General features: G+C 42.3%; 23 protein-coding genes. 17 read left to right on the top strand and 6 right to left on the bottom strand.

Features of this window, described 5'->3' with window-relative positions; all coding sequences use genetic code 11:
• Positions 1-8: 8 nt before the first annotated feature.
• Positions 9-794 (bottom strand): type I methionyl aminopeptidase, encoded by a 786-nt coding sequence (gene map, locus H5186_RS13140; RefSeq protein WP_145240468.1) that lies wholly within the window; start codon positions 792-794, stop codon positions 9-11.
• 271 nt (positions 795-1,065) lie between these two features.
• Here map and rpsB point away from each other — a divergent pair, with 271 nt between their 5' ends.
• The 14 genes from rpsB (at position 1,066) to H5186_RS13070 (ending at position 14,434) form a co-directional block, all read left to right on the top strand.
• On the top strand, positions 1,066-1,794 hold the full coding sequence (gene rpsB / locus H5186_RS13135; protein WP_145240470.1) for a 30S ribosomal protein S2: 729 nt from the start codon (positions 1,066-1,068) through the stop codon (positions 1,792-1,794).
• Positions 1,795-1,899: 105 nt separating this feature from the next.
• On the top strand, positions 1,900-2,751 hold the full coding sequence (tsf, locus tag H5186_RS13130) for a translation elongation factor Ts (protein ID WP_182718689.1): 852 nt from the start codon (positions 1,900-1,902) through the stop codon (positions 2,749-2,751).
• A 159-nt stretch (positions 2,752-2,910) separates the two neighbouring features.
• Positions 2,911-3,660 (top strand): UMP kinase, encoded by a 750-nt coding sequence (gene pyrH, locus H5186_RS13125; protein WP_145240474.1) that lies wholly within the window; start codon positions 2,911-2,913, stop codon positions 3,658-3,660.
• A gap of 50 nt (positions 3,661-3,710) precedes the next feature.
• The gene (gene frr, locus H5186_RS13120; protein WP_215909106.1) at positions 3,711-4,232 is read left to right on the top strand and encodes a ribosome recycling factor; all 522 of its coding nucleotides are present in this window, start codon (positions 3,711-3,713) and stop codon (positions 4,230-4,232) included.
• 58 nt (positions 4,233-4,290) lie between these two features.
• The gene (locus H5186_RS13115; protein ID WP_149982995.1) at positions 4,291-5,070 is read left to right on the top strand and encodes an isoprenyl transferase; all 780 of its coding nucleotides are present in this window, start codon (positions 4,291-4,293) and stop codon (positions 5,068-5,070) included.
• 17 nt (positions 5,071-5,087) lie between these two features.
• Positions 5,088-5,954 (top strand): phosphatidate cytidylyltransferase, encoded by an 867-nt coding sequence (locus H5186_RS13110; RefSeq protein WP_145240480.1) that lies wholly within the window; start codon positions 5,088-5,090, stop codon positions 5,952-5,954.
• Positions 5,951-7,156 carry a 1-deoxy-D-xylulose-5-phosphate reductoisomerase gene (gene ispC / locus H5186_RS13105; RefSeq protein ID WP_145240482.1) on the top strand — a complete coding sequence of 402 codons (1,206 nt, stop codon included), beginning with the start codon at positions 5,951-5,953 and terminating at the stop codon, positions 7,154-7,156. Before H5186_RS13110 ends, ispC begins: the two co-directional genes overlap by 4 nt.
• Position 7,157: 1 nt before the next feature.
• Entirely contained in the window at positions 7,158-8,510 is a 1,353-nt protein-coding gene (rseP, locus tag H5186_RS13100; protein WP_182718687.1) for a sigma E protease regulator RseP, read from the top strand.
• 104 nt (positions 8,511-8,614) lie between these two features.
• Entirely contained in the window at positions 8,615-11,086 is a 2,472-nt protein-coding gene (bamA, locus tag H5186_RS13095; RefSeq protein ID WP_182794558.1) for an outer membrane protein assembly factor BamA, read from the top strand.
• A gap of 11 nt (positions 11,087-11,097) precedes the next feature.
• Positions 11,098-11,616, top strand: a complete 519-nt coding sequence (locus H5186_RS13090) for an OmpH family outer membrane protein (protein WP_149982990.1) — start codon at positions 11,098-11,100, stop codon at positions 11,614-11,616.
• A 9-nt stretch (positions 11,617-11,625) separates the two neighbouring features.
• On the top strand, positions 11,626-12,663 hold the full coding sequence (gene lpxD / locus H5186_RS13085; protein ID WP_182740510.1) for a UDP-3-O-(3-hydroxymyristoyl)glucosamine N-acyltransferase: 1,038 nt from the start codon (positions 11,626-11,628) through the stop codon (positions 12,661-12,663).
• A gap of 13 nt (positions 12,664-12,676) precedes the next feature.
• Positions 12,677-13,129 carry a 3-hydroxyacyl-ACP dehydratase FabZ gene (fabZ, locus tag H5186_RS13080; RefSeq protein WP_145240491.1) on the top strand — a complete coding sequence of 151 codons (453 nt, stop codon included), beginning with the start codon at positions 12,677-12,679 and terminating at the stop codon, positions 13,127-13,129.
• Between the two features lie 2 nt (positions 13,130-13,131).
• Complete coding sequence (gene lpxA, locus H5186_RS13075) at positions 13,132-13,902, top strand: acyl-ACP--UDP-N-acetylglucosamine O-acyltransferase (RefSeq protein WP_149982988.1); 771 nt, start codon at positions 13,132-13,134, stop codon at positions 13,900-13,902.
• Between the two features lie 148 nt (positions 13,903-14,050).
• Entirely contained in the window at positions 14,051-14,434 is a 384-nt protein-coding gene (locus H5186_RS13070; RefSeq protein ID WP_179959229.1) for a septal ring lytic transglycosylase RlpA family protein, read from the top strand.
• On the opposite strand, the gene cydC is transcribed toward H5186_RS13070, so the two are convergent.
• Genes cydC through H5186_RS13045 form a run of 5 tightly spaced genes read right to left on the bottom strand, consistent with a single transcriptional unit; the run spans position 14,431 to position 20,834 of the window.
• Positions 14,431-16,164: a thiol reductant ABC exporter subunit CydC gene (cydC, locus tag H5186_RS13065; RefSeq protein WP_182794557.1), complete on the bottom strand. Its 1,734-nt coding sequence runs from the start codon at positions 16,162-16,164 to the stop codon at positions 14,431-14,433. The genes H5186_RS13070 and cydC overlap by 4 nt on opposite strands.
• Positions 16,157-17,941, bottom strand: coding sequence for a thiol reductant ABC exporter subunit CydD (cydD, locus tag H5186_RS13060; RefSeq protein ID WP_182794556.1), 1,785 nt, complete (start codon positions 17,939-17,941; stop codon positions 16,157-16,159). The genes cydC and cydD overlap by 8 nt, the downstream gene beginning before the upstream one ends.
• Positions 17,931-18,083, bottom strand: coding sequence for a cytochrome bd-I oxidase subunit CydX (gene cydX / locus H5186_RS13055; RefSeq protein ID WP_064667585.1), 153 nt, complete (start codon positions 18,081-18,083; stop codon positions 17,931-17,933). The genes cydD and cydX overlap by 11 nt, the downstream gene beginning before the upstream one ends.
• A 13-nt stretch (positions 18,084-18,096) precedes the next feature.
• Positions 18,097-19,236: a cytochrome d ubiquinol oxidase subunit II gene (gene cydB, locus H5186_RS13050; RefSeq protein WP_145240499.1), complete on the bottom strand. Its 1,140-nt coding sequence runs from the start codon at positions 19,234-19,236 to the stop codon at positions 18,097-18,099.
• On the bottom strand, positions 19,233-20,834 hold the full coding sequence (locus H5186_RS13045; protein ID WP_182718679.1) for a cytochrome ubiquinol oxidase subunit I: 1,602 nt from the start codon (positions 20,832-20,834) through the stop codon (positions 19,233-19,235). Before H5186_RS13045 ends, cydB begins: the two co-directional genes overlap by 4 nt.
• Positions 20,835-21,212: 378 nt before the next feature.
• Here H5186_RS13045 and lpxB point away from each other — a divergent pair, with 378 nt between their 5' ends.
• From lpxB to dnaE, 3 genes are read left to right on the top strand one after another with little or no spacing between them, the layout of a single operon-like run.
• Entirely contained in the window at positions 21,213-22,370 is a 1,158-nt protein-coding gene (gene lpxB, locus H5186_RS13040; protein ID WP_145240502.1) for a lipid-A-disaccharide synthase, read from the top strand.
• A complete protein-coding gene (gene rnhB / locus H5186_RS13035) occupies positions 22,360-22,956 on the top strand; it encodes a ribonuclease HII (protein ID WP_145240504.1) in 597 nt (198 codons plus the stop codon). Before lpxB ends, rnhB begins: the two co-directional genes overlap by 11 nt.
• Positions 22,956-26,447 carry a DNA polymerase III subunit alpha gene (dnaE, locus tag H5186_RS13030; RefSeq protein ID WP_182794555.1) on the top strand — a complete coding sequence of 1,164 codons (3,492 nt, stop codon included), beginning with the start codon at positions 22,956-22,958 and terminating at the stop codon, positions 26,445-26,447. The genes rnhB and dnaE overlap by 1 nt, the downstream gene beginning before the upstream one ends.
• Positions 26,448-26,449 lie beyond the last annotated feature (2 nt).

Below are 26,449 nucleotides of genomic sequence, written 5' to 3'. Positions count from 1 at the left end.
GTCAGTATTTAATGTTCAATGATCCGGTCAATCGTATCATCTGATCGAAGCGTTAAAATTTCAACACCATTTTCAGTTACTAATAAGGTGTGTTCCCACTGCGCAGACAAGCTACGGTCTTTAGTAACCACAGTCCAGTCATCTTTTAGTAGTTTACACTGGCGTTTACCCGCGTTAACCATTGGCTCAATAGTCAAACACATACCTGCTTTTAGGGCTTCGCCAGTACCAGCGCGGCCATAATGCATTATTTGTGGTTCTTCATGAAACTCTGCACCAATACCATGGCCGCAATATTCACGAACAATTGAGTAGTTAAAGCTCTCTGCATATTTTTGAATCGCTTCGCCGATATCACCTAAACGCACGCCTGGTTTAACCATTTTTATAGCTAAATAAAGGCTTTCTTGCGTTACTTCAGCAAGACGCTTGCCTTGGATGTTTGGCGTGCCAACATGAAACATTTTTGATGTGTCGCCGTGGTAGCCATCTTTGATAACCGTGATATCGATATTGACACTGTCGCCATCTTTTAATGCTTTGTCGTTAGGAATACCATGGCAAATTACATGGTTTACTGAGGTGCAAATTGATTTAGGAAAACCATGGTAATTTAGTGGGGCAGGAATTGCCTTTTGCACATCGACAATATAATTATGACAAATTGTATTTAGTTCATCAGTGGTTACACCGGGAACTACATGTGACTCTATCATTTCCAGGACATCTGCCGCTAAGCGCCCGGCTACACGCATTTTCTCTATTTCTTCAGGGGTCTTGATCACAGCACTCATGGAGGCTCCATTGTCGAGTTTTACACATTTATCGTCGCACAAATTTTGCACGCGACGTTGAATATTTGTTTTTAATATGGTATAAAGCGCGCCGTCTTTTTACAAATAAATTCTTAAATGATTTTTTGTATTTAAGGCAAACACAATTTTATTTTAACACACACACGTATCGTCACATACACTTGGGTGCATTTCAGTTTCATTTAACTGCGGTGTTGGTGCTATGGGGTATGTGGAGGCCTAACCCTAAACTAAACAGAGGAAATACAAAATGGCAAACGTTTCAATGCGCGACATGCTTCAAGCTGGTGTTCACTTCGGTCACCAAGCACGTTACTGGAATCCTAAGATGAAGCCTTTCATCTTCGGCGCACGTAACCGTGTTCATATCATCAACCTTGAGCAAACTGTTCCAATGTTCAACAACGCACTTAAGTTTTTAACTGGTGCTGCGTCAAACAAAGGTAAAGTTCTTTTCGTTGGTACTAAGCGCGCAGCAAGCGAGTCGGTTAAAGAAGCCGCTATCGCTAGTGATCAGTATTACGTAAATCACCGTTGGTTAGGTGGTATGTTGACTAACTGGAAAACAGTTCGTCAATCAATCAAGCGTCTTAAAGACCTTGAGATCCAAAGCCAAGACGGTACTTTCGAGAAGTTAACTAAGAAAGAAACGTTAATGCTTAACCGCGAAATGGAAAAGCTTGAAAAGAGCCTTGGCGGTATCAAAAACATGGGTGGTCTTCCTGACGCACTTTTCGTTATCGATGCAGACCACGAGCACATCGCTATCCGTGAAGCTAACAACCTAGGTATTCCAGTTGTTGCGATCGTTGATACTAACTCTAACCCAGACGGTGTTGATTTCATCGTACCTGGTAATGATGATGCTATCCGTGCAATCAACCTTTACACAGGCGCAGTTGCAGCAGCAATTACTGAAGGCCGTGAGAGCAATATCGTTGCTCAAGCTGAGAAAGACGACTTCGTAGAAGCTGAGTAATTAGCTGTCATCAAGTCTTCATCTAATTTTAGATGAAGACTTGCTATTCTTGTAGAGCGGGTAACCCGCTTATCTAAACCTGAATTCAGATTTGAGGATTTACTAATGGCTGTAACTACTGCCCTAGTTAAAGAATTACGCGAGCGTACCGGCGCTGGCATGATGGATTGTAAAAAAGCGTTAACTGAAACTGATGGCGACATCGAGTTAGCGATTGAAAATATGCGTAAAAGTGGCGCTGCAAAAGCTGCTAAAAAAGCAGGTAACATTGCTGCTGAAGGTACTATCATCATCAAGCAAAACGCAGGTGTTGCAGTACTAGTTGAAGTTAACTGTCAAACTGACTTCGTAGCAAAAGACGTAAGTTTCTTAGCATTTGCTAACAAAGTTGCTGATGCTGCTATTGCAGAAACGATTTCTATCGAAGACTTACAAGCTAAGTTCGAAGAAGATCGTGTTGAACTAGTTACTAAAATTGGTGAAAACATCAATGTACGTCGTCTACAGTACATCGCTGGCGAAACGCTAGTTGAGTACCGTCACGGTGAGCGTATTGGTGTTGTTGTTGCAGGTGTTGCTGATGAAGAAACACTTAAGCACATCGCAATGCACGTTGCTGCTTCAAACCCAGAGTACCTAACACCTGAAGATGTACCTGCTGACGTTGTTGAAAAAGAAAAGCAAGTACAAATCGAAATCGCGATGAACGAAGGCAAGCCTGCTGAAATCGCTGAGAAGATGGTTGTTGGTCGCATGAAAAAATTCACTGGTGAGGTTTCTCTTACTGGTCAAGCTTTCATCATGGAACCTAAAAAATCTGTTGGCGAAATTCTTAAAGAGAAAAACGCAACAGTTACTGGCTTCGTACGTGTAGAAGTTGGTGAAGGTATCGAGAAGAAAACTGAAGATTTTGCTGCTGAAGTTGCTGCACAGATTGCTGCTGCTAAAGGTCAATAAAATCGATTTCCTTTGACGAAAAAGTGAGTTAGATGAAATTATTCTGTTATTTGCTTTTGCGTCATCGCTGAAAATTCTTTAAAATAACCGCGCTCTTTATGTGAAAATCATAAGCGCGGTTATTTTTTATCCTTTTTTTATAAAGTTGGCCCAAATACTATGACAATCAATCGTAAACCTATTTTTAGACGCGTTCTTCTCAAATTAAGCGGTGAAGCACTGATGGGAGACGAAGGCTTCGGCATCGACCCAAAAGTATTAGACCGTATGGCGCAAGAAATCAAAGAGCTTGTAGAACTCGACGTAGAAGTGGGTTTAGTTATCGGTGGCGGTAACTTTTTACGTGGCGGCTCACTTGCTGAAGCAGGCATGAATCGCGTAGTTGGCGATCATATGGGGATGCTAGCAACTGTCATGAATGGTCTTGCAATGCGTGATGCGTTGCACCGTGCATTTGTAAATTGTCGTTTAATGTCAGCTATCCCACTTAACGGTGTGTGTGATGCATACAACTGGGCTGAGGCAATTAGCTTATTAAAAACGGGCCGTGTAGTTATTTTTGCAGCCGGTACTGGTAACCCATTCTTTACAACGGATTCGGCCGCGTGTTTACGTGGTATTGAAATTGAAGCCGATACCGTGATTAAAGCCACCAAGGTTGATGGTGTTTACAGTGATGATCCGGTAAAAAATCCAGAGGCGACACTTTACCGTCACTTGAGCTACAATGAAATCATTGAAAAAGAATTAAAAGTAATGGATCTTGCGGCATTCACTCTTGCGCGTGATCACAAGATGCCGTTGAGCGTATTTAATATGAATAAATCAGGCGCTTTAAAGCGTGTAATTATGGGCGAAGAAGAAGGCACTCTTATCTCTTCACAAGCCTCAGATGAAGTTATTAACTAGATTAGGATTGAACCGTGATAAACGATATTCAAAAAGATGCTGCAGAACGTATGCAGAAAAGTGTAACGGCACTTAGCAGTCAACTATCTAAAATCCGTACTGGCCGTGCTCATCCGGCAATATTAGATGGCATTATGGTGCCATACTACGGCGCACCAACGCCATTGAACCAAGTTGCCAATGTAACAATTGAAGATTCACGTACACTTGCGTTAAGTGTATTTGATAAATCGCTTGCACAAGCGGTAGAGAAAGCAATCATGGCATCTGACTTAGGTTTAAACCCAATGTCAGCAGGTTCTGTGATCCGTGTACCACTTCCTCCGCTAACTGAGGAACGTCGTAAAAACTTAATTAAAATCGTTCGTGGTGAAGTTGAAAGCGGCCGTGTTGCAATCCGTAATATTCGTCGTGATGCTAACGGTGACGTTAAAAACTTATTGAAAGATAAAGATATTTCTGAAGATGAAGCGCGTCAATCTGATGATGCAATTCAAAAGCTTACGGACAAATTCATTAAAGAGATGGACACTCAATTAGCGGCGAAAGAAGCCGAGTTGATGGAAATCTAAGCTAGTAAATTTATTAGTTTTGAAACGCCGTCTGGGGTATACTAGGCGGCGTTTTTTTATGGAATACTCGATATTTATGGTTCTTAACGCTGATAAAATTTCCCAGCAATGTTTACCCAAGCATGTCGCTATAATCATGGATGGCAATGGTCGTTGGGCACAAGCCAAGAATAGGCCACGTGTGTACGGTCATAAAAAAGGCGTGGATGCGGTTCGTCAGTCTGTGCAGTTTTGTACTAAATTAGGAATAGAGTCATTGACTCTATTCGCTTTTAGTAGTGAAAACTGGCATCGCCCCGAAGATGAAGTCAGTACCTTGATGGAGCTGTTTTTGTTTGTGCTGAGTAAGGAAGTTAAAAAGCTACACAAAAATAATGTTAAGTTAACCATTATTGGTGACTTATCTCGTTTTTCAGATACTTTGCGCAGCAAGGTTGATGCAGCACATGAATTAACGGCTAATAATACTGGTTTGCAACTGAATGTAGCGGCAAATTATGGTGGTCGATGGGATATAACAAATGCTGCAAAGCAATTAGGTAAGCTGATTGCTGCAGGGACGTTAAACCCTGATGATATTACAGAGCACGATTTAGCCGCCCATATGAGTATGCAAGATCAGGCTGAACCTGACTTGTTGATCCGTACTGGTGGCGATTTACGCATAAGCAACTTTTTATTATGGCAAGCTGCTTATGCTGAACTTTACTTTACCGATACGCTTTGGCCTGACTTCAATGAAGCAGCTTTTGCTGATGCTATCGCTTGTTACGTTGCCAGAGAGCGACGGTTTGGTTGTACTGGCGAACAAATAAAACAATTACTCGCTGAAACCTAATTAAAAAGGGTAACACTTTGCTAAAACAACGAATTTTAACCTCTTTAGTGCTAGCGCCTTTGGCACTGGTGTTGGTTTTTTATACACCTCTTACATTGTTTAGTTACATCGCTGGCGCGATTGTTTTATTAGGCGCGTGGGAATGGTCGGCATTTATGGGGTTATGCGATAAAGTTAAACGTTTTTCGTTTGTGACGTTTATTGGCTTGTTACTGGTACTGCTTAATTGGCATTGGCCAATTGATGGACTGTGGGTCGACGGCCAGCTCGTAGGAGACGCAAATTATATATTCACACTGTCATTTTCGTGGTGGATTGTAGCCACCTACCTAGTGTGGCGCTACCCAGCAATGGCTAAAGCATGGAACGAAGGAGTGGTTATGCGCGCTATTGCCGGTATTCTCACCTTAGTACCGCTGTGGCTTGCGCTTAATACACTGCGCAGTGCTAACTATGAGCAATCAACGCACTTTGGTTCGATGCTTATTTTAGTGGTACTGGGGATCGTATGGAGTGCTGACATTGGTGCATACTTTACGGGTAAAAACTTTGGCAAGCATAAGTTAATGCCAAAAGTGAGCCCTAATAAAACCATTGAAGGTTTAGCTGGTGGCTTAGTTGCTGCGGTAATTTTTGTTTTAGCGTTTTGTCATTTTACCAATGTAGATATGTCTGTTTGGCCAATTTACGCGATTATGACTGTATTCATCGCGTTATTCTCAGCTATTGGCGACTTACTCGAAAGTATGTTTAAACGCGAAGCTGGTCTTAAAGATAGTGGCTCATGTTTGCCTGGCCATGGGGGGATTTTAGATCGCCTTGACAGCCTAACTGCTGCAGCCCCCATTTTTGTGTTGTGCTATGCATGGACACTTAGTTTATGAGTTGTAGACAACAACTCGTCATTCTCGGCGCGACAGGTTCCATTGGTTTAAGTACCTTAGATGTTGTTGCGCGTAATCAAGAACAGTTTGCTGTATTTGCACTTGCGGCAGGTAATAATAGTGAATTGATGGCGCAATTGTGTATTGCTCATCAACCACGCTTTGCAGTGATGGCAGATGACAGCGCTGCAGCTAAGTTAAGCCAACACTTATCGGGCAGTGGCTGCAAAACAGTGATCCGCAGTGGCATTGCCGCCATGAGTGAACTGGCCGCTCACCCAGACGTTGACGCGGTAATGTCGGCGATTGTTGGTGCAGCGGGGCTAATACCTACACTTAGTGCGGTAGAAGCAGGTAAAAAAGTATTACTGGCGAATAAAGAATCTTTAGTCATGTCAGGTCAGTTGTTTATTGATAAAGTAAAACAACATAAAGCCACTTTACTACCGATTGACAGTGAACATAATGCCATATTCCAGTGCCTGCCAAGTGCACTGCAAGGCTCTAAAACCAACGCACAGTTACATGAGCATGGGGTAAGTAAAATTTTACTTACCGGTTCTGGTGGGCCTTTTTTAACGTGTGATATTGCCTCTTTAAAAGACGTTACTGTGGCACAAGCTGTAGCGCATCCAAATTGGTCGATGGGACAAAAGATATCTGTTGATTCAGCCACTATGATGAATAAAGGCCTTGAGTTTATTGAGGCTAAATGGCTATTTAACTGCCAGGCAAACGATATTGAAGTGGTCATTCACCCGCAAAGTATTATTCATTCAATGGTGCAATACCAAGATGGATCGGTGCTAGCGCAAATGGGGAATCCAGATATGCGTACACCGATTGCTCATGCTTTAGCATACCCACAGCGTATTGATGCTGGAGTAACACCACTGGATTTTTCACAGCTTGCTGATTTTACTTTTACGAAACCAGATTTTGCCCGCTACCCCAATTTACAATTAGCTATTGCTGCGTGTAATGCTGGACAAGGTGCTACAACGACAGTTAATGCTGCCAATGAAATTGCTGTACAGGCATTTTTACAAGGGCAGATAGGCTTTACTGATATATATCGCATTAATGCACAAACATTAGACACAACGGTTGATGTAAACGTACACACGCTCGATGAAATTCTTGAATGTGACCGTTTAGCTCGACTTCAAGCGACGCAACTCATTGCAAAGGTAGTACGCTAATATGTTCGATTTTCTGTGGAATTTAGGTTCTTTTATTCTAGCGCTGGGAATTTTAGTAACAGTGCATGAATATGGCCATTTTTGGGTTGCCCGCAAAGCGGGTGTGAAGGTGTTAAGGTTTTCTATTGGCTTTGGTAAACCGCTAATAAAATGGCACGATAAACACGACACTGAATATGTTATTGCAGCAATTCCTTTAGGCGGCTACGTGAAAATGCTTGATGAACGTGTTGATGAGGTGCCCGCTGACCAACGCCACTTATCATTTAATGCCAAGTCAGTACAAGCGCGTATCGCGATTGTAGCGGCAGGGCCGCTGGCTAACTTTATATTTGCTATCTTTGCTTTAGCTGCGATGTACATGGTTGGGGTTCAATCGGTGAAGCCGGTGGTAGGCTCAGTAAATGAGGGTAGCCGCGCTGAGCAGGCCGGTATTATGCCTAGTCAACAAATTGTAAAAATTGGCGATGCTAATATTGCGACTTGGCAAGATGCTACGTTTGCATTAATGGCCAGCCTAGGTGATAAAAGTGTTGCTGTTACCGTGCGTGACGAGCAATTTCAAGAACAGGTTAAAATGCTTGATATTGATGGTTGGAAACTTGATCAACAAGATGTGCCACCATTAGCTTCATTAGGTATTGTGCCGTTTCGTCCGCAGGCTACTTTAACCGTTGCTACAATTTCGCCAAACTCTGCTGCAGCAGACGCTAATTTACAAGCAGGCGATGAAATTATCGCCGTAAATGGTGAAACAATAACCAGTTGGACGCAGTTAGTTAATGTTATTCAGCAATCCGCTAACAAATCATTACAATTTAGTGTAAAAAGACAAGATAGTATAGAACTGCTAAATGTTACCCCGAAAGGACAACGTAATAGTGATGGCTTGCTACAAGGCTTTTTAGGTGTAGCACCGGTGGTTGAAAAATGGCCAGATGGTTACATTGAAACTAGACATTATGGCCCACTCGATAGTATGGTGCTGGGCGTAACTGAAACATGGCGCTTGATCAGCCTAAGTTTTGATATGATTGGTAACTTAATTACTGGTCAAGTATCAGTGAAGAATTTAAGTGGTCCAGTTGGTATTGCTGTAGGGGCGGGAACTAGCGTAAGCTATGGCTTAGTGGCGTTTTTAGGCTTCTTAGCATTGATAAGTGTAAACTTGGGCGTATTTAATTTATTGCCCTTACCAGTGCTTGATGGTGGGCACTTAATGTATTACATAATTGAACTTTTTCGTAAAAAGCCGGTCTCTGAAAAGACACAAGAATTTGGTTTTAAAGTGGGTGCCTTGCTACTCATTTTTCTTACATGTTTCGCTTTGTTCAATGATGTATCGCGATTGTAAGCAATTGCGACAGTCTCGAATTAAAACACGATTGTAAAACACCGCTAAAGTATAATTTTAAGGTGTTGAGCGGTAATACCGTTGTAAAGGATAAAGATAATAAAATGGCTATAAAAAAACATTTGGCAGTAACAAGTTTATTAGGTGCTAGCTTTGCAGCCCTAGGCCAAAACTCCTTTATTGTTGACGATTTAAAAGTTGAAGGTTTGCAGCGCGTAGCGTTGGGAGCAGCATTAACACATATTCCTATTAACGTGGGTGATAGTGTTGATGACTATACAATTTCAAAAACGATTAAGTCTTTGTATAACTCAGGTCACTTCGACAATATCAAGGCACTACGTGATGGCAATAATGTTATTTTTAGAGTAACAGAGCGCCCAACAATTAGTGTTATTGAGTTTGAAGGTAATAAAGACATTAAAGACGAGCAGCTTAATCAGTCGCTTGATCAGCAAGATATTCGCCAAGGTGAACCACTGGATAAAACTGTGGTTGATAACATCGAGAAAGGCTTAATAGAGTTTTTCCACAGTATTGGTAAATACAACGCTAAAATTGATGTCAGTATCACTAAGTTACCGCGTAACCGCGTTAAGCTAAAACTTAAGTTTGATGAAGGTGATGCCGCATCTATCCGTCAGATCAACTTAGTTGGTAACGAATTGTTTAGTGATGAAGACTTGTTAGCACTTGCTGAGTCACAACAAGATTTACCTTGGTGGCAGTTTATGGGCAGCGATCGCTACCAGAAACAAACCATTGAAGGCGACCTTGAAAAAATTCGTAGTTATTATTTAGACCGTGGTTACTTACGTTTTAATATTGACTCAACACAAGTATCAGTAAGTCCTGAACGTGAATCTGTGTATGTAACAGCTAACATCACCGAAGGCGTTAAATACAAAGTGAAAGGCTTTGACTTCATTGGTGATTTACTTGGCCGTGAAGAACTGATCAAAAGTGTTATTCCACTGCGTGCCGGTGAACTTTATAATGGCTCAGTGGTTACCTCATCTGAAGAATTTATCAAAAGTTATTTAGCGCGTTTCGGTTATGCGAATGCGGAAGTTCGCACCATTCCTGAAATTGATGACGAAACCAAAGAAGTTCAGTTAACACTCTCAGTTAATCCTGGTCAGCGTGTTTATGTGCGTCGTATTATTGTTGGTGGTAACCAAAATACCGCAGATGAAGTATTACGTCGTGAAATGACCCAGCTGGAAGGCGCCTGGTTATCGAATCAGAATCTTGAGCGTTCAAAGCTACAAATTCAACGTCTTCCTTACATGGAAAGTGTTGATTTTAATGTTGTCCCAGTCCTTGGTATAGATGACCAAGTTGATGTCGATTTTACCGTTAAAGAGCAATCAGCTGGTAGCTTTAACGCAGGTCTTGCTTATGGTTCTTACTTAGGTCTGCAATTTAATATCGGTGTGACTGAATCTAACTTCTTAGGTACGGGTAACCAGATTGGCTTTAACATCAATACTTCGCGTGGTTCAGAACGTGTTAGTTTATCGTATACCGACCCTTACTTCACCCCAGATGGTGTGTCGCAAGGCAGTAGTATTTTCTACAGTAATTACGATGCAAGTAAGTTTAGCCTCATCGATTACAAATCAAAAAGCTACGGCATTGGTACAAATATAGGCTTCCCAATTGATGCGGTAAACCGTATCAACTTTGGTGTACGTTGGATCCAAGAAGAATTATCTGAGATTGCTGAATATGAGCAAACTCGTGTTATGCGTGAGACCTTCTTAGATCCGAATAACCCGGATGAAGGATTTGATTTTACTAAATACGAACTCAGCGTTGGTTGGTCTCGTGTGACAGTAAACCGTGGTTTATTCCCAACGGCAGGTTCGCGTCAAACATTAAACTTAACCGGTACTACGCCAAACTCTGATTTAACTTACTTTAAGGTAAATTACGACTCGCGTTTTTATTGGCCACTTACTAATAACCACCGTTGGGTATTCTCAACCCGTGCTGCATTTGGCTATGGTAACGGTTATGGCACAACCAATGGTTACGATCAAACATTACCATTCCAAGAGTATTTCCGTATAACCGAAATGGAATTACGTGGTTTTGACCGTAATACTATTTTGCCGCGTGCAATATCGCGTACACCACAAGTAATTCCAGGCAATTCATTGCCAGATGGTAGTCTAACAGGCAATATAGGCGGCTCGCCAGAGTTTGATGTGTTAACACAGCGAGGACGTATCGGTGGTAATGCCAAAGCGGTTGCAGGCATGGAGTTAATTGTGCCAACCCCATTTTTGGATGAAGATAATACCAGTTCTGTACGTACTAGTTTCTTTGTTGATGCTGCAAACGTATGGGACACTGAATTTAACGTTGACCGTTATAAAAATTTAGGTCCGGACGAACGCGCTAAGCTTGAGGATTATTCAGATCCGCTGCGCTTTAGGGTATCAACCGGTTTATCATTACAGTGGATCTCCCCAATGGGTCCAATGTTGATTAGTTTTGCGTATCCATTGCAACAAGAAGAAGATGACGATACGAAGACCATCAGCTTTAACATTAGTAATACATTCTAAAGGAGTTTTTTGTGAAAAAATCATTTAAATCATCGGCAATTGCCATTTTAGCAACACTTATGATGGGTACTTCTGCAAGTGCTTTTGCACATAAAGTTGGTATTGTAGATATGCAAGAAATCTATAAGCAAATCCCACAAATGGCAAAAGTTGAGCAAACACTGCAAGCTGAATTTGCTGAGCGTCGTCAAGAACTTGAAAAGCTACAGGGCGATATCCGCTTTGAAGCAGAAAAATTCAAGCGTGAAAGCACTACAATGAGCCAAGCGCAAAAAGATGCGTTGCGTGAAAAAGTGGAAGGCATGCAAAAAAATCTTGCTGAAAAAGGTCGTCCTTTAGAGCAAGAAATTAAAACTCGTCAAAACCAAGAACTAGCTAAAGTTCAAGGTATTATTATCAAAGCAATCGAAGATATTGCTAAAGATGGTAAGTACGATGAAGTTAAAGTTAAAGATACTACTATCTACTTTAACCCTAAAACGGTCGTTGATTTATCAAGTAAAGTTGTTGATAAAGTAAGTAAGCAATAGAACTGATATATGCATAATTATACGCTTTCGCAGATTGCGGAACTTCTAGGCGCCACGCTTGACGGTGATGGCGCTTGGGAAATCTCAAAAATTGCTACACTTGCAAATGCCCAGTCTGGGCATATTGCATTTTTAGCGAATAAGAAATATCGCTCACAACTTAGTGATACTAAGGCGGGGGCAGTGATCCTATCTGCCGCAGACGCAGAGTATTATCAAGGTAATAAGCTCATAGTGGTTAACCCCTATGTTTGCTACGCGAAATTAGCCCAGTTACTCGATACAACGCCACGCTCAGCGTCACCAGGTATTCACCCAAGTGCGGTGGTCCATCCTGATGCTACAGTTGCAAGCACAGCCGCTATTGCAGCTAATGCGGTGATTGAAGCCGGAGCGGTAATTGGTGATAACGCGCAAATAGGCGCTAATTGCTTTATTGGTGAAAACACAAAAATTGGCAATGGCACAAAACTGTGGGCAAATGTCAGTGTTTATCACGATGTAGAAATTGGTAGTGATTGCTTATTTCAATCAAGTAGCGTAATCGGCAGTGATGGCTTTGGTTATGCAAATGATAAAGGCCAATGGATAAAAATTCCTCAGCTTGGTCGCGTTATTATAGGTGACAAGGTTGAAATTGGCGCTGGTGCTACGGTTGACCGTGGTGCAATTGATGACACGATTATTCACAGCAATGTGATTATTGATAACCAATGTCAAATTGCCCATAATGTTGAAATTGGTTCAGGCACAGCAATTGCTGGCTGTACCGTGATAGCAGGTAGTACAACTATTGGTAAAAATTGCCAGATTGCCGGGCTTGTCGGCATAAATGGTCACATAGATATCTGTGATGGTGTTATACTTACGGGTATGAGCATGGTGACTAAAGCGATTACGAAACCTGGTATTTATTCCTCAGGACTTCCACACTCTTCAAATAAAGAGTGGCGCCGAAACATTGCCCATTTCCGTAATTTGCCAGAGATGAAAGTTCGCCTTAAAGCGCTAGAGACTCTGACTAAGTCATTAAACGTTGATAATTAATAAGGATGCTATTTTGGCAAACGAATTAAATAGCCTTGATATACAAGAAATTTTAAGCTTACTTCCGCATCGTTACCCGATGCTACTAGTTGACCGTGTACTTGATTACACCCCAGGTGAATCATTACATGCAATTAAGAACGTAACTTTTAATGAACCGATTTTTACCGGCCATTTCCCTAACCAGCCAATTTTTCCTGGTGTATTAATTTTAGAAGCCATGGCACAGGCAACCGGTTTATTGGGGTTTAAAACTGTCGAGAATCGCAGTGAAAATGAACTATATTTATTTGCAGCGATAGATAATGCGCGCTTTAAACAACCTGTAACGCCTGGTGACACCATGCATTTACACGTTCAATTTTTAAAAGAGCGTCGTAATATTTGGAAGTTTGCAGCAGAAGCAAAAGTTGATGGCAAAATAGTATGTAGTGCCGAAATCATGTGTGCGAGAAGAGAGCTTTAATTGTGATCCATCCTACAGCGATAATCGAACCAGGTGCAAAGTTAGGTAATAATGTATCGGTTGGCCCGTATAGCTACATTGGCAACGATGTGGTTATTGGTGACAATTGCATTATCGAATCTCATGTTGTGGTCAAAGGTCCGTCAACAATAGGTTCAGGCAATCATATATTTCAATTTGCGTCTGTAGGTGAAGCCTGCCAAGACAAAAAATATAATAATGAGCCAACCACACTTATCATTGGCGATAACAATGTTATTCGTGAATGCGCTACCATCCACCGAGGTACAATTCAAGACCAAGGTGTGACTAAGATTGGCAGCAATAACTTATTTATGGCTTACACTCACGTAGCCCATGATGCGGTGATTGGCGATAACGTTATTTTTGCTAATAATGCATCTGTTGCAGGCCATGTACATATTGGTGACTGGGTTATCTTAGCGGGCAATTCAGGTATTCATCAGTTTTGTAAAGTGGGGGCACATGCCTTTGTTGGTATGTACTCTGGCGTGAACAAAGATGTGCCGCCGTTTGTAACAACTATAGGTACGCCAGCAGGTCCTGTGGCAATTAATACTGAAGGCATGAAGCGCCGTGGCTTTGAAAGCGATGAAGTAATGGCAACACGTCGTGCTTATAAAACACTATACCGCAAGAGTTTAGGTGTTGAAGAGGCAATTGCAGCGCTTGCTGATGATGCCGCTAAGTACCCAGCAGTACAGTTAATGGTTGATTTTGTGAAAAATTCTGAACGCGGTATTATTCGTTAATTCGTTAATTCGTTTATGCAGTGTATAAAAGCCACCAGTTATTAAGTTAACTTGGTGGCTTTTTTGTATTCACTGTTTTGTATTTACTTTAATTCAGTTGCAGCTCAGTTGATACCTGCTACCTTCATGCATTCTAAGGGAGCGTTGAATTTTGATTAAAGCACTTTTAATTAGCTTATCACTAGCTATTTTAGCTGGCTGTAGTAGCTCGCCGACAAACTATTCTGCAACAAGCACAGGTATTCGTGAGCAGGGAAATGCTAGCTTTTATGCCGATAAATACCATGGTCGGCTGACCGCTAGTGGTGAAAAGTTTGACCAACAAGCCATGACTGCGGCGCACAAACAGCTCCCTTTTAACAGCAAAGTTAAAGTCACAAACACAGCAAATAACCGTTCAGTGGTCGTTAGAGTGAATGATCGCGGTCCTTTTATTCGCGGCCGTATCATCGATTTAACAAAGCATGCGTTTGAGCAACTCGCAGAGCCAAGCTCGGGCGTTATTAACGTAACCGTTGAAGTAATTGATTAAAAGCGTGTGATCAAGTTCACGTACTCAGGTTGCTCTGCTAATAGTTGCTGATGCGTTGCAATCGCTTTTATTTGCCCTTGCTCTAACCAAATTACGTTATCCATATTGGCAAGTAAGGCAGGGTCGTGAGTTATGCTGATCACAGTACAGTGCCCCATGCTGGTTAATATCGCATCCATAACTTGATGCTTCGATTGATTGTCGAGGCCTTCGGTTGGCTCATCAAGCACTAAAATAGCCGGTGCTCTGAGTAAGGCTTGCGCTAACGCTAAACGCCGCGATTGCCCACGCGACAAACTTCTGCCACCTGTGCCTAAGCGGGTGTCTAATCCTAGTTTTAACTCGCTAAGCCAATCACCTAACTGTGCTTGTTGACAGGCTGTGCGCATTTGTTGTTTAGTTGCTGAGGGCGCCGCATAGCGTAAGTTTTCAGCAATGGTGCCATCAAAAATATGATGTTGTTGTGCGACTATGTTAATCAGTTCGCAGCGATTTTGTTGACTGATCGTGTTAATTGCTATGGTTTTGTCTGCTGAAGTTAGATTTATCTCACCATTTTGCTGTGGCCATAAACCACTGAGTAAATTAACCAGCGTACTTTTCCCACTGCCGCTTTGCCCCACAATCGCGACTTTTTGCAGTGGCTCAATCGCAAAACTTAAGTTGTTAAGCGCAAAAGTATCACTGTGGTAACAATAACTAAGATCTTTAAATTCAAGCCCTAAAGGTTGCACTGATAACGACTCCTGAACGCTTGTAGTTTCAGGGCGCAGTTTATCTTCTAAATCAAAAATACGCTTTGCAGCGCTTAGCGCTACGGGCAATTGAATAAACGCATTTGGCAGTGTTAGCACCGTTTCAAAACTAGCAAGCACAAATAAACTAAGCATTGCCAGTTCAACATTGGCCATAGCTCCGCTGTAAACTAGCGGTGCAATTATCATAATGGCACCGAGCATACTCAGTTGTACTATTAATAGTGATACGCCATTACTATGTGCTTCGGCGCTATGGCGAACAAATAGTTGCCGATTATAGCGTTCACTGGCTGCCCGACATTGCTCAATTTGTTGCTCGGTGGCTTGATAGATAGCCAGCTCTCGTAAGCCACTTAGGGTATCTGATAATTCAGCACGTAAAGTCGCCGAATAGTGAGTTTCGAGGTCGGCAGTTTGCTGAAGTTGTTTACTCAGTATGATCGGCAGGGCAACGCCTACTATTAAGAGTGCAGTAAAGCATAGTAGCGCTACATTACTGTTGTAGGCTGCCATAATTGCAACCACAATTGGCACGCTGATTAGCGCAACAATCATTGGTAATAATACGTTTAAGTAAAATTTATCGAGCGCTTCAACGTCATTTTGCATGCGGTTAAATAGATCGGCGCTGCGGCTCATGGCTAAATCAACATTGCTTAGCTGGCTTAGCGTGTTAAAAACACTGACACGAATTTCACTTAATAATAAAAAGGTGGCGTTGTGGGTTACCAATCGCTCGCCGTAACGAGAGGCGGTTCTTACGATTGCCAAAAATCTAATTGTGCCGGCTGGTGTGAAGTAATTCATTTGCGTGCCGGCCAAGCCAGCCGCAGCCATGGCGGCTAAAAACCAACCAGAAATAGCCAATAAGCCAACGTTTGCCAGTACTGTTAAGGTTGCTAAAAATGCCCCTAACAGCATTGCACCTAGGTGCGGTCTACACAGTTTTAATAAACGTAAAAAATTAGTCATGCTGTTTACTCCTTGCATGCACTAAATCAAACAGCGCGCCTTGGTTATCGATGAGGGTTTTAAAGCTACCTTGTTCAATAACAGCACCATCTTTCATTACAATAACTTGTTTAGCTTGTGCAATGGTATTTAAGCGATGGGCTATCACCACAACGAGATGTTGCTGTGCATAATGATTGATAGCCGCTTGCACCTGTTGCTCAGTTTGGCTATCGAGGTGTGCGGTTGGCTCATCAAGGATCAAAATTGGCGCTTGTTTTAAAAATGCCCGAGCTAAAGCGATCCGTTGTTTTTGCCCGCCTGAGAGTCCTTCGCCTTGTTCACCAATTTGAGTGTCAAAGCCCTCTGGTAATTGATTGATAAACTCAAGTGCACCAGCTTGCTCTGCTGCAGTTTCTAGCTGCGTGAGTGTGGCATCCGGTTTGGCCAATAGTAAGTTAGCTTTGATACTGTTAAATAATAAAGTAGGTTGTTGTGGGATCCAGGCAATATGTTGCTGCCATTGCTTAATGTGTGATGCGGCTAATTGTTGTTGATTTACCGTAACAGCACTGATCACCTGAGGATGAAACCCTAATAAACAATCGAGTAAGGTGCTTTTACCAGCACCACTTTGACCAACGATGGCATACAGGCCTGTGCCTGCAAATGTTAGGTTTATATTGTTAACGCCTTCATTACTTTGTGGGTAATGAAAATTTAAATTATCAATATTGAGTTGTTCGATACTTGGTAAGTTTAAGCTATTTTGAGTATTTGGTTGTATGTTCTCAAGATCCTTAGCAGGGAGTGGCTCATTCAATATTTTTAGCATATCAGCGGCGGCACTAATCCCTTCTAATCGGGCATGGTAATGGCTGCCGAGTTGGCGCAGCGGTAAATAAAACTCCGGGGCAAGTAACAGTACAACAAAGCCGGTCGAAAAATCTAAGGTACCAAAAAACAACCGAAAACCGATTATCACCGCTACTAACGCGACACTAATGGTCGCTAAAAACTCGAGTGCGAAAGATGATAAAAATGCGATTTTTAATACGTTTAAAGTCGCATGGCGAAAGTCATCGGAAATTTTGGCAATTTGTTTTAGTTCGCGCGTAGTCGCATTAAATAACTTTAGTTGGGTTAAGCCTTGTAAGCGGTCAAAAAAGTAATTACCCAACACAGCTAGTTGTTGCCAACGTTGTTGATTCAGTTGTTCTGCTTTGTGGCCAACCAAAATCATAAAAAACGGAATTAGGGGGGCGGTGAATAAAAAAATCAACCCAGCTTTCCAATCGGTAGGAAAAATCACCATCAGGATAGCCAAAGGAATAAGCGCACTGTAAGCCACGCTCGGTAAATAATTAGCATAATAATCGTGCAGTGCTTCAACACCATTGTGTAGGGTGTTTAAAGTCGCGCCATGACCTTGTTGTTCAATATAACTTGGCCCAAGTAAGGTGAGTTTATCGAGTAAAGTATGGCGCATTGCAGTTTTAATTTTAAGTGCGGCTTGGGCACTTATGCGCTGCGAAAATCCAAGCAATATTCCGCGCCCTAAAATCAATGCTGCTAATGGCCAAAGTAAAGGGGTAATAGTGGCTAAATTGGCGTGTTCAAACATCACTAAATGAATTGATCGTGCCACTAAATAAGCACTGGCAATCATCAATAATGCGTTAAATGTTCCTAGCGCAATACTGATTTTTAAAAGACTGCCAGCGTGATTGGAATGCGTTTTTAAAAACGCGCGCAGCGTAGTTTGCTGCGCGCGATTTGGTCGGGGGTTAGTCGTCATTTTGGCGATTAAGCCTATCGTGTAATTCTTGTTCGTCGTCAGCGATACTGTCTTTGTTCTGGCCAAATTCGTACCACATAACGTTGATCACACCTAACGTACAGGCTAATAAAACACCGAGTATCCAAGCAAAATACCACATAGATCAAATCTCCTTAGTAACTGCCATGGCTGTTATTTTCAATTTCTTCTACGGTTACTTTGCGCCACATTTTCACATAACACCATGTGGTGTAAAGTAAAATAAGTGGCACAAAAATACTTACTGCAATAAACATTACATTCAATGTTCTATGGCTAGAAACCGCATCCCATATTGTTAAACTAATATCAGGGTGATTACTTGATGGCATAATAAATGGGAATAAAGACATTCCAGCCGTCATGATCACACCGCCAAGCATTAAGCTTGTTGCTATTAATGCCAGCCCCGGTCTATTAATTTTTGAACATATCCACGCTAATGCAGCCATTAAAAAAGCGACCGCAGGGAACAGCATAGTTAAAGGCATTTGTTGATAATTGTTTAACCAAGCACCTGCAGAGGTGGTTACTGTTTTATCTAGTGGGTTTGCAAAGCCTTGCGTATCACCCATCGAGATTATTTGGTAACCATCAAGATTAGCAATCCAAATACCTGCAACAGCAAATAACACGATGAATGCTAACAGTGCATAACGACCATATTGCGCTGAGCGACGAGCAACATCACTGTCTGTACGCAGCTGTAACCACATACCGCCATGGGCAAGTAACATAGTTACGCTGATCAAGCCGGCTAATAAGGCAAATGGATTTAATAATGCAAAGAAAGATCCTTGGTAGCTGGTTCTAAGGTATTCATCAATACTAAATGGCACACCTAAAAACAGATTGCCAAAGGCCACGCCAAATACCAGAGCAGGAATGGCACTGCCAGCAAATAAGCCCCAATCCCAATTGTTACGCCAGCGTGGAGAGTCAATTTTGCTGCGATAGTCAAAACCCAAAGGTCTAAAAAATAAGGCAAACAATACCAACATCATAGCAAAGTAAAAGCCCGAAAATGCAGCCGCATAAACCATCGGCCACGCTGCAAATAAGGCACCACCTGCGGTGATAAACCATACTTGGTTACCATCCCAGTGTGGACCTACCGTATTGATCACCACACGGCGTTCACTGTCGGTTTTACCAACTAACTTGATAAGCATAGCCACGCCCATGTCCATACCATCGGTGATTGCAAAACCAATTAACAATACGCCGATGATAACCCACCAAAGTAACTTTAACGTTTCATAATCGAAAATCATGATTTTGCTCCTTGCTCGTCAGTTATTTGGTCGCCATTAGTATGGTCATCTAAATGTTCAAAGTGATATTTACCAGTGTGCAATGAACTTGGTCCTATTTTAACAAATCGCAGCATCAGCCAGCCTTCGACAATAGCAAGGCCGGTGTAGAATACGATAAAGCCGGTTAAGCTTATTAAAATATCATTGACAGTCAGTGACGAGGTCGCTAAAAAGGTTGGCAGTATTTCAGAGATTGCCCACGGCTGACGGCCATACTCGGCAACTATCCAGCCAAATTCAATTGCTATCCAAGGTAGAGGGATACTCCACACCGCAGCCCACAATAACCAACGTTTTTGTTCAATCACACGATGTGCATTGTAATAAAAAGACAATACAAATACGCCCAGCATAATCACACCACAGCCAACCATGATCCTAAATGACCAAAACATCGGGCCTACTTGAGGGAACGAATCTTTAACGGCTTGCTGAATTTGTGCTTCAGTTGCATCCACTACATTTGGTGTATAACGCTTTAACAATAAGCCGTAGCCTAAATCAGCTTTGAGGGTGTCAAACTTAGCAATATTCTCAGCTGAGTCATCACCACTGCGCAGTTTTTCAAGGTATTTATAAGCGATCATACCGTTACGAATACGCACTTCGTGTTGTTTTTCTAAATCATTAATGCCGATGACTTGCTCATCTAGCGAGCGGGTCGCTATTAAGCCTAGTGCATACGGGATTTTAACGGCAGCATGGGTCACTTGTTTATCGGAATCAGGGATCCCAACTAACGTAAACGCAGCGGGTGCTTCCTCGGTGTGCCATTCAGCTTCAATGGTTGCCAGTTTTACTTTTTGTACTTCACCGACTTCATAGCCTGATTCATCGCCAAGTAAAATAACACACAATACTGAGGCTAAACCAAAGCCGCTAGCGACTGAAAAAGAGCGTTTTGCAAAAGCGAGATCACGGCCCTTAAGGATATACCAACTACTGATCCCCAATACGAACATGGATGCGGCAACATAGCCCGCAGACACAGTATGAATAAACTTAACTTGTGCGACAGGGTTAAACACAAGCTCGGCAAAACTCGTCATTTCCATGCGCATAGTTTGATAGTTAAATTCAGCACCGACAGGGTTTTGCATCCAACCATTAGCGACTAATATCCACAGCGCAGACATATTAGTACCAATAGCCATTAAAAAGGTTGCACCTAAATGCTGGCGTTTACTGAGCCGCTCCCAGCCTAAAAAGAACATACCCACAAAGGTCGATTCTAAAAAGAATGCCATTAACCCTTCTATCGCAAGGGGAGCGCCAAATACATCGCCCACATAATGAGAGTAATAAGACCAGTTAGTACCAAATTCAAACTCCATGGTAAGGCCTGTGGCTACACCAATGGCGAAGTTAATGCCAAATAGTTTACCCCAAAACTTGGTCATATCACGGTAGATTTCTCGGCCGGTCATTACATAAACCGACTCCATGATCACTAAAATCCAGGTCATACCTAGAGTCAGTGGTACAAATAAAAAGTGAAACAGGGCGGTGACAGCAAACTGTAATCGCGATAGATCCACAAAGGTTTCATCTATCATTTTTTATAGCTCCTTGTATGTGCGGGCGAGTCACAAAACAAATAAAGTAAGCAAAAGTTAGTTAATGAAGTTTCAGTAATTATTGAAACCTCATGCATTATTCTCTTTTGGTTAATTATTGTCAATCACAACATGGATAAATATTACCCCATTATGATTAATGCGACGCTTTTTAATCAGCTTTAGTTAGTGAAACACAGAGCTTAACTATTTACCAATATATGTTTGAAAAACAGGCAAATAGTTCTGGTTGTATCAGTAAAGGTACGTTGCTGAAGGTTTCTCTAATTTATTCAGGGTGTGTCATTTAATCGCGCAGTAAAACAAGCTAGACTACTGCCTATGACCGTCTTGTTGACTTGTGAATAAAAAACAGCCATGAATAAAGATAAACAGCCACTACGTATAGCGATTGTAGTTGGAGAGCTCTCTGGTGATATTTTAGGTGAAGGCCTAATTAAAGCATTGAAACAGCGCTACCCTGATGCCATTTTTGAAGGTATTGCAGGGCCGAAAATGCAGGCGCAAGGCTGTAGTAGCTTATTTGATATGGAAGAGTTAGCTGTAATGGGCTTAGTGGAAGTGCTAGGCCGATTACCGCGGTTATTAAAAATTCGCAAGCAACTAGTCCAACACTTTATTGATAACCCGCCAGACGTTTATATAGGTATTGATGCACCTGACTTTAATTTACGGGTTGAAAAGCCGTTAAAAGATGCTGGTATTAAAACGATTCAATATGTAAGTCCATCAGTGTGGGCATGGCGAGAAAAACGTATTCACAAAATCAGCGCTGCAACCAATATGGTGCTGGCTTTATTACCGTTTGAAAAAGCATTTTACGATAAACATAATGTGCCATGTACTTTTGTTGGCCATACACTGGCTGATGATATTGCCCTTGAGCATGACGACAGCGCAGCGCGTCAACAATTGGGTTTAAGCCTTGATGATAAAGTACTGGCATTATTGCCAGGTAGTCGAGGCTCAGAAGTAGGGTTGCTTAGTGAAACTTACCTTAAAACAGCGGCCGGGCTACAAGCTAAAAATCCTGATTTAAAAATAGTGGTGCCATTAGTAAATGAGCAACGCAAAGCACAATTTAGTGCTATTTTGGCAGCTACAGCGCCACAACTAAATATTCAGTTGTTGGATGGGCAATCGAACCTTGCAATGCAAGCGGCAGATGTGATTTTAATTGCATCAGGTACCGCGACCCTGGAAGGGATGCTTTATAAAAAACCTATGGTGGTTGGCTATAAAATAAAAGCCCTAAGTTATTGGATTTTTAAAAGTTTATTCACTTTTAATATTAAATACTTTTCGTTACCAAACTTATTAGCTGACGAAGAGCTAGTGCCTGAATTTATGCAGCATGATTGCAGCGTTGAAAACCTAACGAACGCCCTTGAACCAATGCTAAATAGTGATAATCGCGAGTTAAAAGCGCGTTTTTTAGCCATTCACCAGCAAATACGCTTAAATGCTAGTGAGCAAGCAGCCACTGCTGTTGCGGAGATTATAGATGCAAATTGAACGACCTAACCTCAGCTTTATCGCTGGCGTTGACGAAGTCGGCCGTGGGCCATTAGTTGGCGATGTAGTGACCGCTGCGGTGATCCTCGATCCAGCTAAACCGATAGCTGGTCTTGCGGATTCAAAAAAGTTAACCGATAAAAAACGCCAAGCACTGGCAATTGAGATCAAAGAAAAAGCGCTGTGTTGGTCCATTGGCCGATGTAGCCCCACAGAAATCGACGAGTTAAATATTCTCCATGCCACTATGCTGGCAATGACTCGTGCGGTTGAAGGCTTAAGTACCACCCCTGAGTTTGTATTTGTCGATGGCAATCGCCTACCTGCGCTCAGTATGCCGGCACAAGCCGTAATAAAAGGCGACAGTCTAGTGGCAGAGATCTCAGCAGCATCCATTATTGCTAAAGTTGCCCGTGATGATGAAATGATTGAGCTTGATAAACGCTATCCAGAATATGGTTTTGCAGGTCATAAAGGCTACCCAACCAAGGCACATTTTGCTGCTCTTGAGCAGTACGGCGCCATTAGTGAACATCGTAAAAGCTTTAAACCAGTACAACGTGTACTGGCGATGCAGGAGAAGTAATGGCAGCTCCAGATTTTGTGCATTTACGGGTACATTCAGACTTTTCAATGGTCGATGGTTTAGCGAAAACTAAACCGATTGTCGCCAAAGCGCAGGAATTACAATTACCGGCATTGGCCATTACCGACCAAATGAACTTATGTGGTCTAGTGCGCTTTTATGACACCGCTCATAATGCGGGCATTAAACCAATTGTTGGTGCTGATTTTTGGTTACACAGCCCAGAGTTTCCAGAAGGGCCTTGTCGGTTAGTTATTTTAGCTAAAGATAATGTCGGTTATAAAAATCTTACCCTTTTAATCTCTAAAGCGTATCAACGTGGGCATTTATTTCATCGCCCTGTTATTGAACGAGATTGGTTAGTTGAGCACAAAGAAGGGCTTATTTTACTCTCTGGTGCCAAAGATGGCGATTTAGGTAAAGCGCTATTAAAAGGCAACCCAGCGACAGTTGAGTCGGTGGTTAGTTTTTATAAACAGCATTTTAGTGATAACTACTATATTGAGTTGATACGTACTAAGCGTACACAAGAAGAAGACTATTTACACTTAGCGGTTGAGCTTGCAACCGTTGAGCAATTGCCAGTGGTGGCTACCAACGAAGTGGTATTTTTGAAGCCTGAAAACTTCGAGGCCCACGAAATACGTGTAGCAATATTTGACGGCTATACGCTTGATGATAAACGCCGACCAAAGCGCTTCTCTGAAGAGCAGTACTTAAAAACCCCAGCACAAATGGCTGAGCTGTTTAGTGATATCCCAGAAGCGCTGCAAAACAGTGTGGAAATCGCCAAACGCTGTAATGTGACGGTGCAGCTTGGTACGTATTTCTTACCAGATTATCCAACCGGCTCATTAAAAATTGAAGACTTCTTGGTGAAAGTATCCCGAGACGGTCTTGAAGAGCGCCTACAGTTTTTATTCCCTGATGCAGCTGACCGAGCAGAAAAACGTGTTGAATACGACGAGCGTTTGCAAATCGAGCTCGATGTAATTAACCAAATGGGTTTCCCTGGTTACTTCTTGATCGTAATGGAGTTCATCCAGTGGAGTAAAGATAACAATATTCCAGTTGGTCCAGGACGTGGTTCAGGTGCGGGTTCGTTAGTGGCGTACGCGCTGAAAATTACCGATCTTGATCCGCTTGAATTTGATTTACTTTTCGAGCGCTTCTTGAACCCTGAACGTGTATCAATGCCGGATTTCGACGTCGATTTCTGTATGGATAGACGCGATGAAGTAATCGATCACGTATCGGCTCTGTATGGACGAGATGCGGTATCACAGATCATTACTTTTGGTACTATGGCAGCAAAAGCGGTAATACGTGATGTTGGCCGAGTACTTGGCCACCCGTACGGATTTGTTGACCGTATATCAAAACTGATCCCAGGCGATCCCGGCATGACGTTGGCAAAAGCGTTTGATGTTGAGCCACGCCTGCAAGAAGCTTACGATGGCGATACAGAAGTAAAAGACTTAATCGATATGTGTCGCATCCTTGAAGGCTGTACACGTAACGCTGGTAAACATGCCGGTGGTGTGGTTATTTCACCGACTACAATTACTGATTTTGCCGCCCTGTATTGTGACGATGAAGGTAAGTTTCCGGTTACTCAGTTTGACAAAAATGACGTAGAGACCGCCGGATTAGTAAAGTTTGACTTCTTAGGTCTACGAACCCTGACCATTTTGCAATGGGCAGTTGATATGACTAATGAGCGCTTAACCCGAGAGGGCAAAGAGTCAATAGATATCAACACCATTCCACTGAATGATAAAAAGAGTATAGAGCTGCTATTAAGAGCAGAAACTACCGCGGTATTCCAACTTGAATCCCGGGGTATGAAAGACTTAGTAAGGCGCTTAAAGCCCGATTGCTTTGAAGATATGATCGCCTTGGTAGCCTTGTTTCGTCCCGGGCCATTACAGTCAGGCATGGTAGATAACTTCATCGACCGAAAACTTGGTCGCGAAGAAATTTCTTATCCAGATGCACAATATCAACACGAAAGCTTAAAGCCTATTTTGGAGCCGACTTACGGCATTATCTTGTATCAAGAACAAGTAATGCAAATTGCTCAGGTACTGGCAGGTTACACCTTAGGTGGCGCCGATATGTTACGTCGTGCAATGGGTAAGAAAAAGCCAGAAGAGATGGCAAAACAGCGTTCAACATTTGAAGATGGTGCGCGAAATAACGGCATTGACGGCGAACTGGCGATTAAGATCTTCGACTTGGTAGAGAAGTTCGCAGGCTACGGTTTCAATAAATCACACTCCGCAGCCTATGCGTTAGTATCGTACCAAACGCTGTGGATGAAAACCCATTATCCTGCTGAATTTATGGCGGCGGTGATGTCGGCTGATATGGATAACACTGAAAAAATCGTCACCTTGGTTGATGAATGTGAGAACATGAAGCTCACTTTATTACCGCCTGATGTAAATGCTGGTGCCTATAAGTTTACAGTAAACCTCAAGGGTGAAATTGTTTATGGTATTGGTGCTATCAAAGGCGTGGGTGAAGCGCCTGTAGATGCAATTTTAGAAGCGCGAAGTAACGGTGGGCCATTTAAAGACCTATTCGATTTTTGTGCGCGGGTAGATTTAAAACGTATCAATAAACGCGTAACCGAAAAACTTATTTACGCCGGTGCGCTTGATCAACTCGGTACCGAGAAAACGCAACCAGCGCGTGCTACGTTATTGGCAAGCTTAAAAGACGCGATGAAAGCGGCTGATCAGCATCATAAAGCAGAGTCGTTAGGGCAAACTGATTTATTTGGTTTATTAGCGACAGAGCCGGATGAAGTCGAGCAAGCATTTATAAAAGCCACGCCACTGACTGATAACCAATGGCTTGATGGGGAAAAAGAAACCTTAGGCTTATATTTAACCGGGCACCCAATAAATCAGTATCGTAAAGAGCTGAAATATTACACCAGTGGTAAATTAGTGGATTTACAGCCAACTAATCGTGATGTGCAATCAACCGCTGCAGGCCTTGTTATAGCTGCACGTACACTAGTAAATAAAAAGGGAAATCGTTGGGGGCTTGTAACTTTAGATGACAAGAGTGCCCGTATTGATGTACGCTTATTCCCAGAACAGTTTGAAATGTACCAAGATATGCTGCAAATCAACAATATCTTGGTAATATCTGGACAGGTCAGCTTTGATAACTTCTCCGGTGGTATTACAATGACCGCCAGAGACATATGCACCATCGCGCAAGCGCGCGAAAAACGTATTAAAGCGATTAAAATGACGCTAAATATGGTGCAAATCGAAGCCAACTTCTTCGATAAATTACAAAAAGTACTCGAACCTTATAAGTTTGGTACTTGTCCGATTAAGGTTTACTATCAGCGTCCAGATGCGTTGGCACAGTTAACCCTCGGGACAGAATGGTGTGTTACGCCTAGTGATGACTTAATTCATAAGTTATCGTTAATGGCGGCGCAAGATGTAGAACTAGAATTTAACTAATT

The organism is Pseudoalteromonas sp. SG41-2, from assembly GCF_014164535.1.
In the GTDB taxonomy this organism is placed as follows: Bacteria; Pseudomonadota; Gammaproteobacteria; order Enterobacterales; family Alteromonadaceae; genus Pseudoalteromonas; species Pseudoalteromonas rhizosphaerae.
The sequence above is the reverse complement of the archived record's forward strand: the minus strand, read 5'-3'. Positions and strand labels throughout refer to the sequence as shown.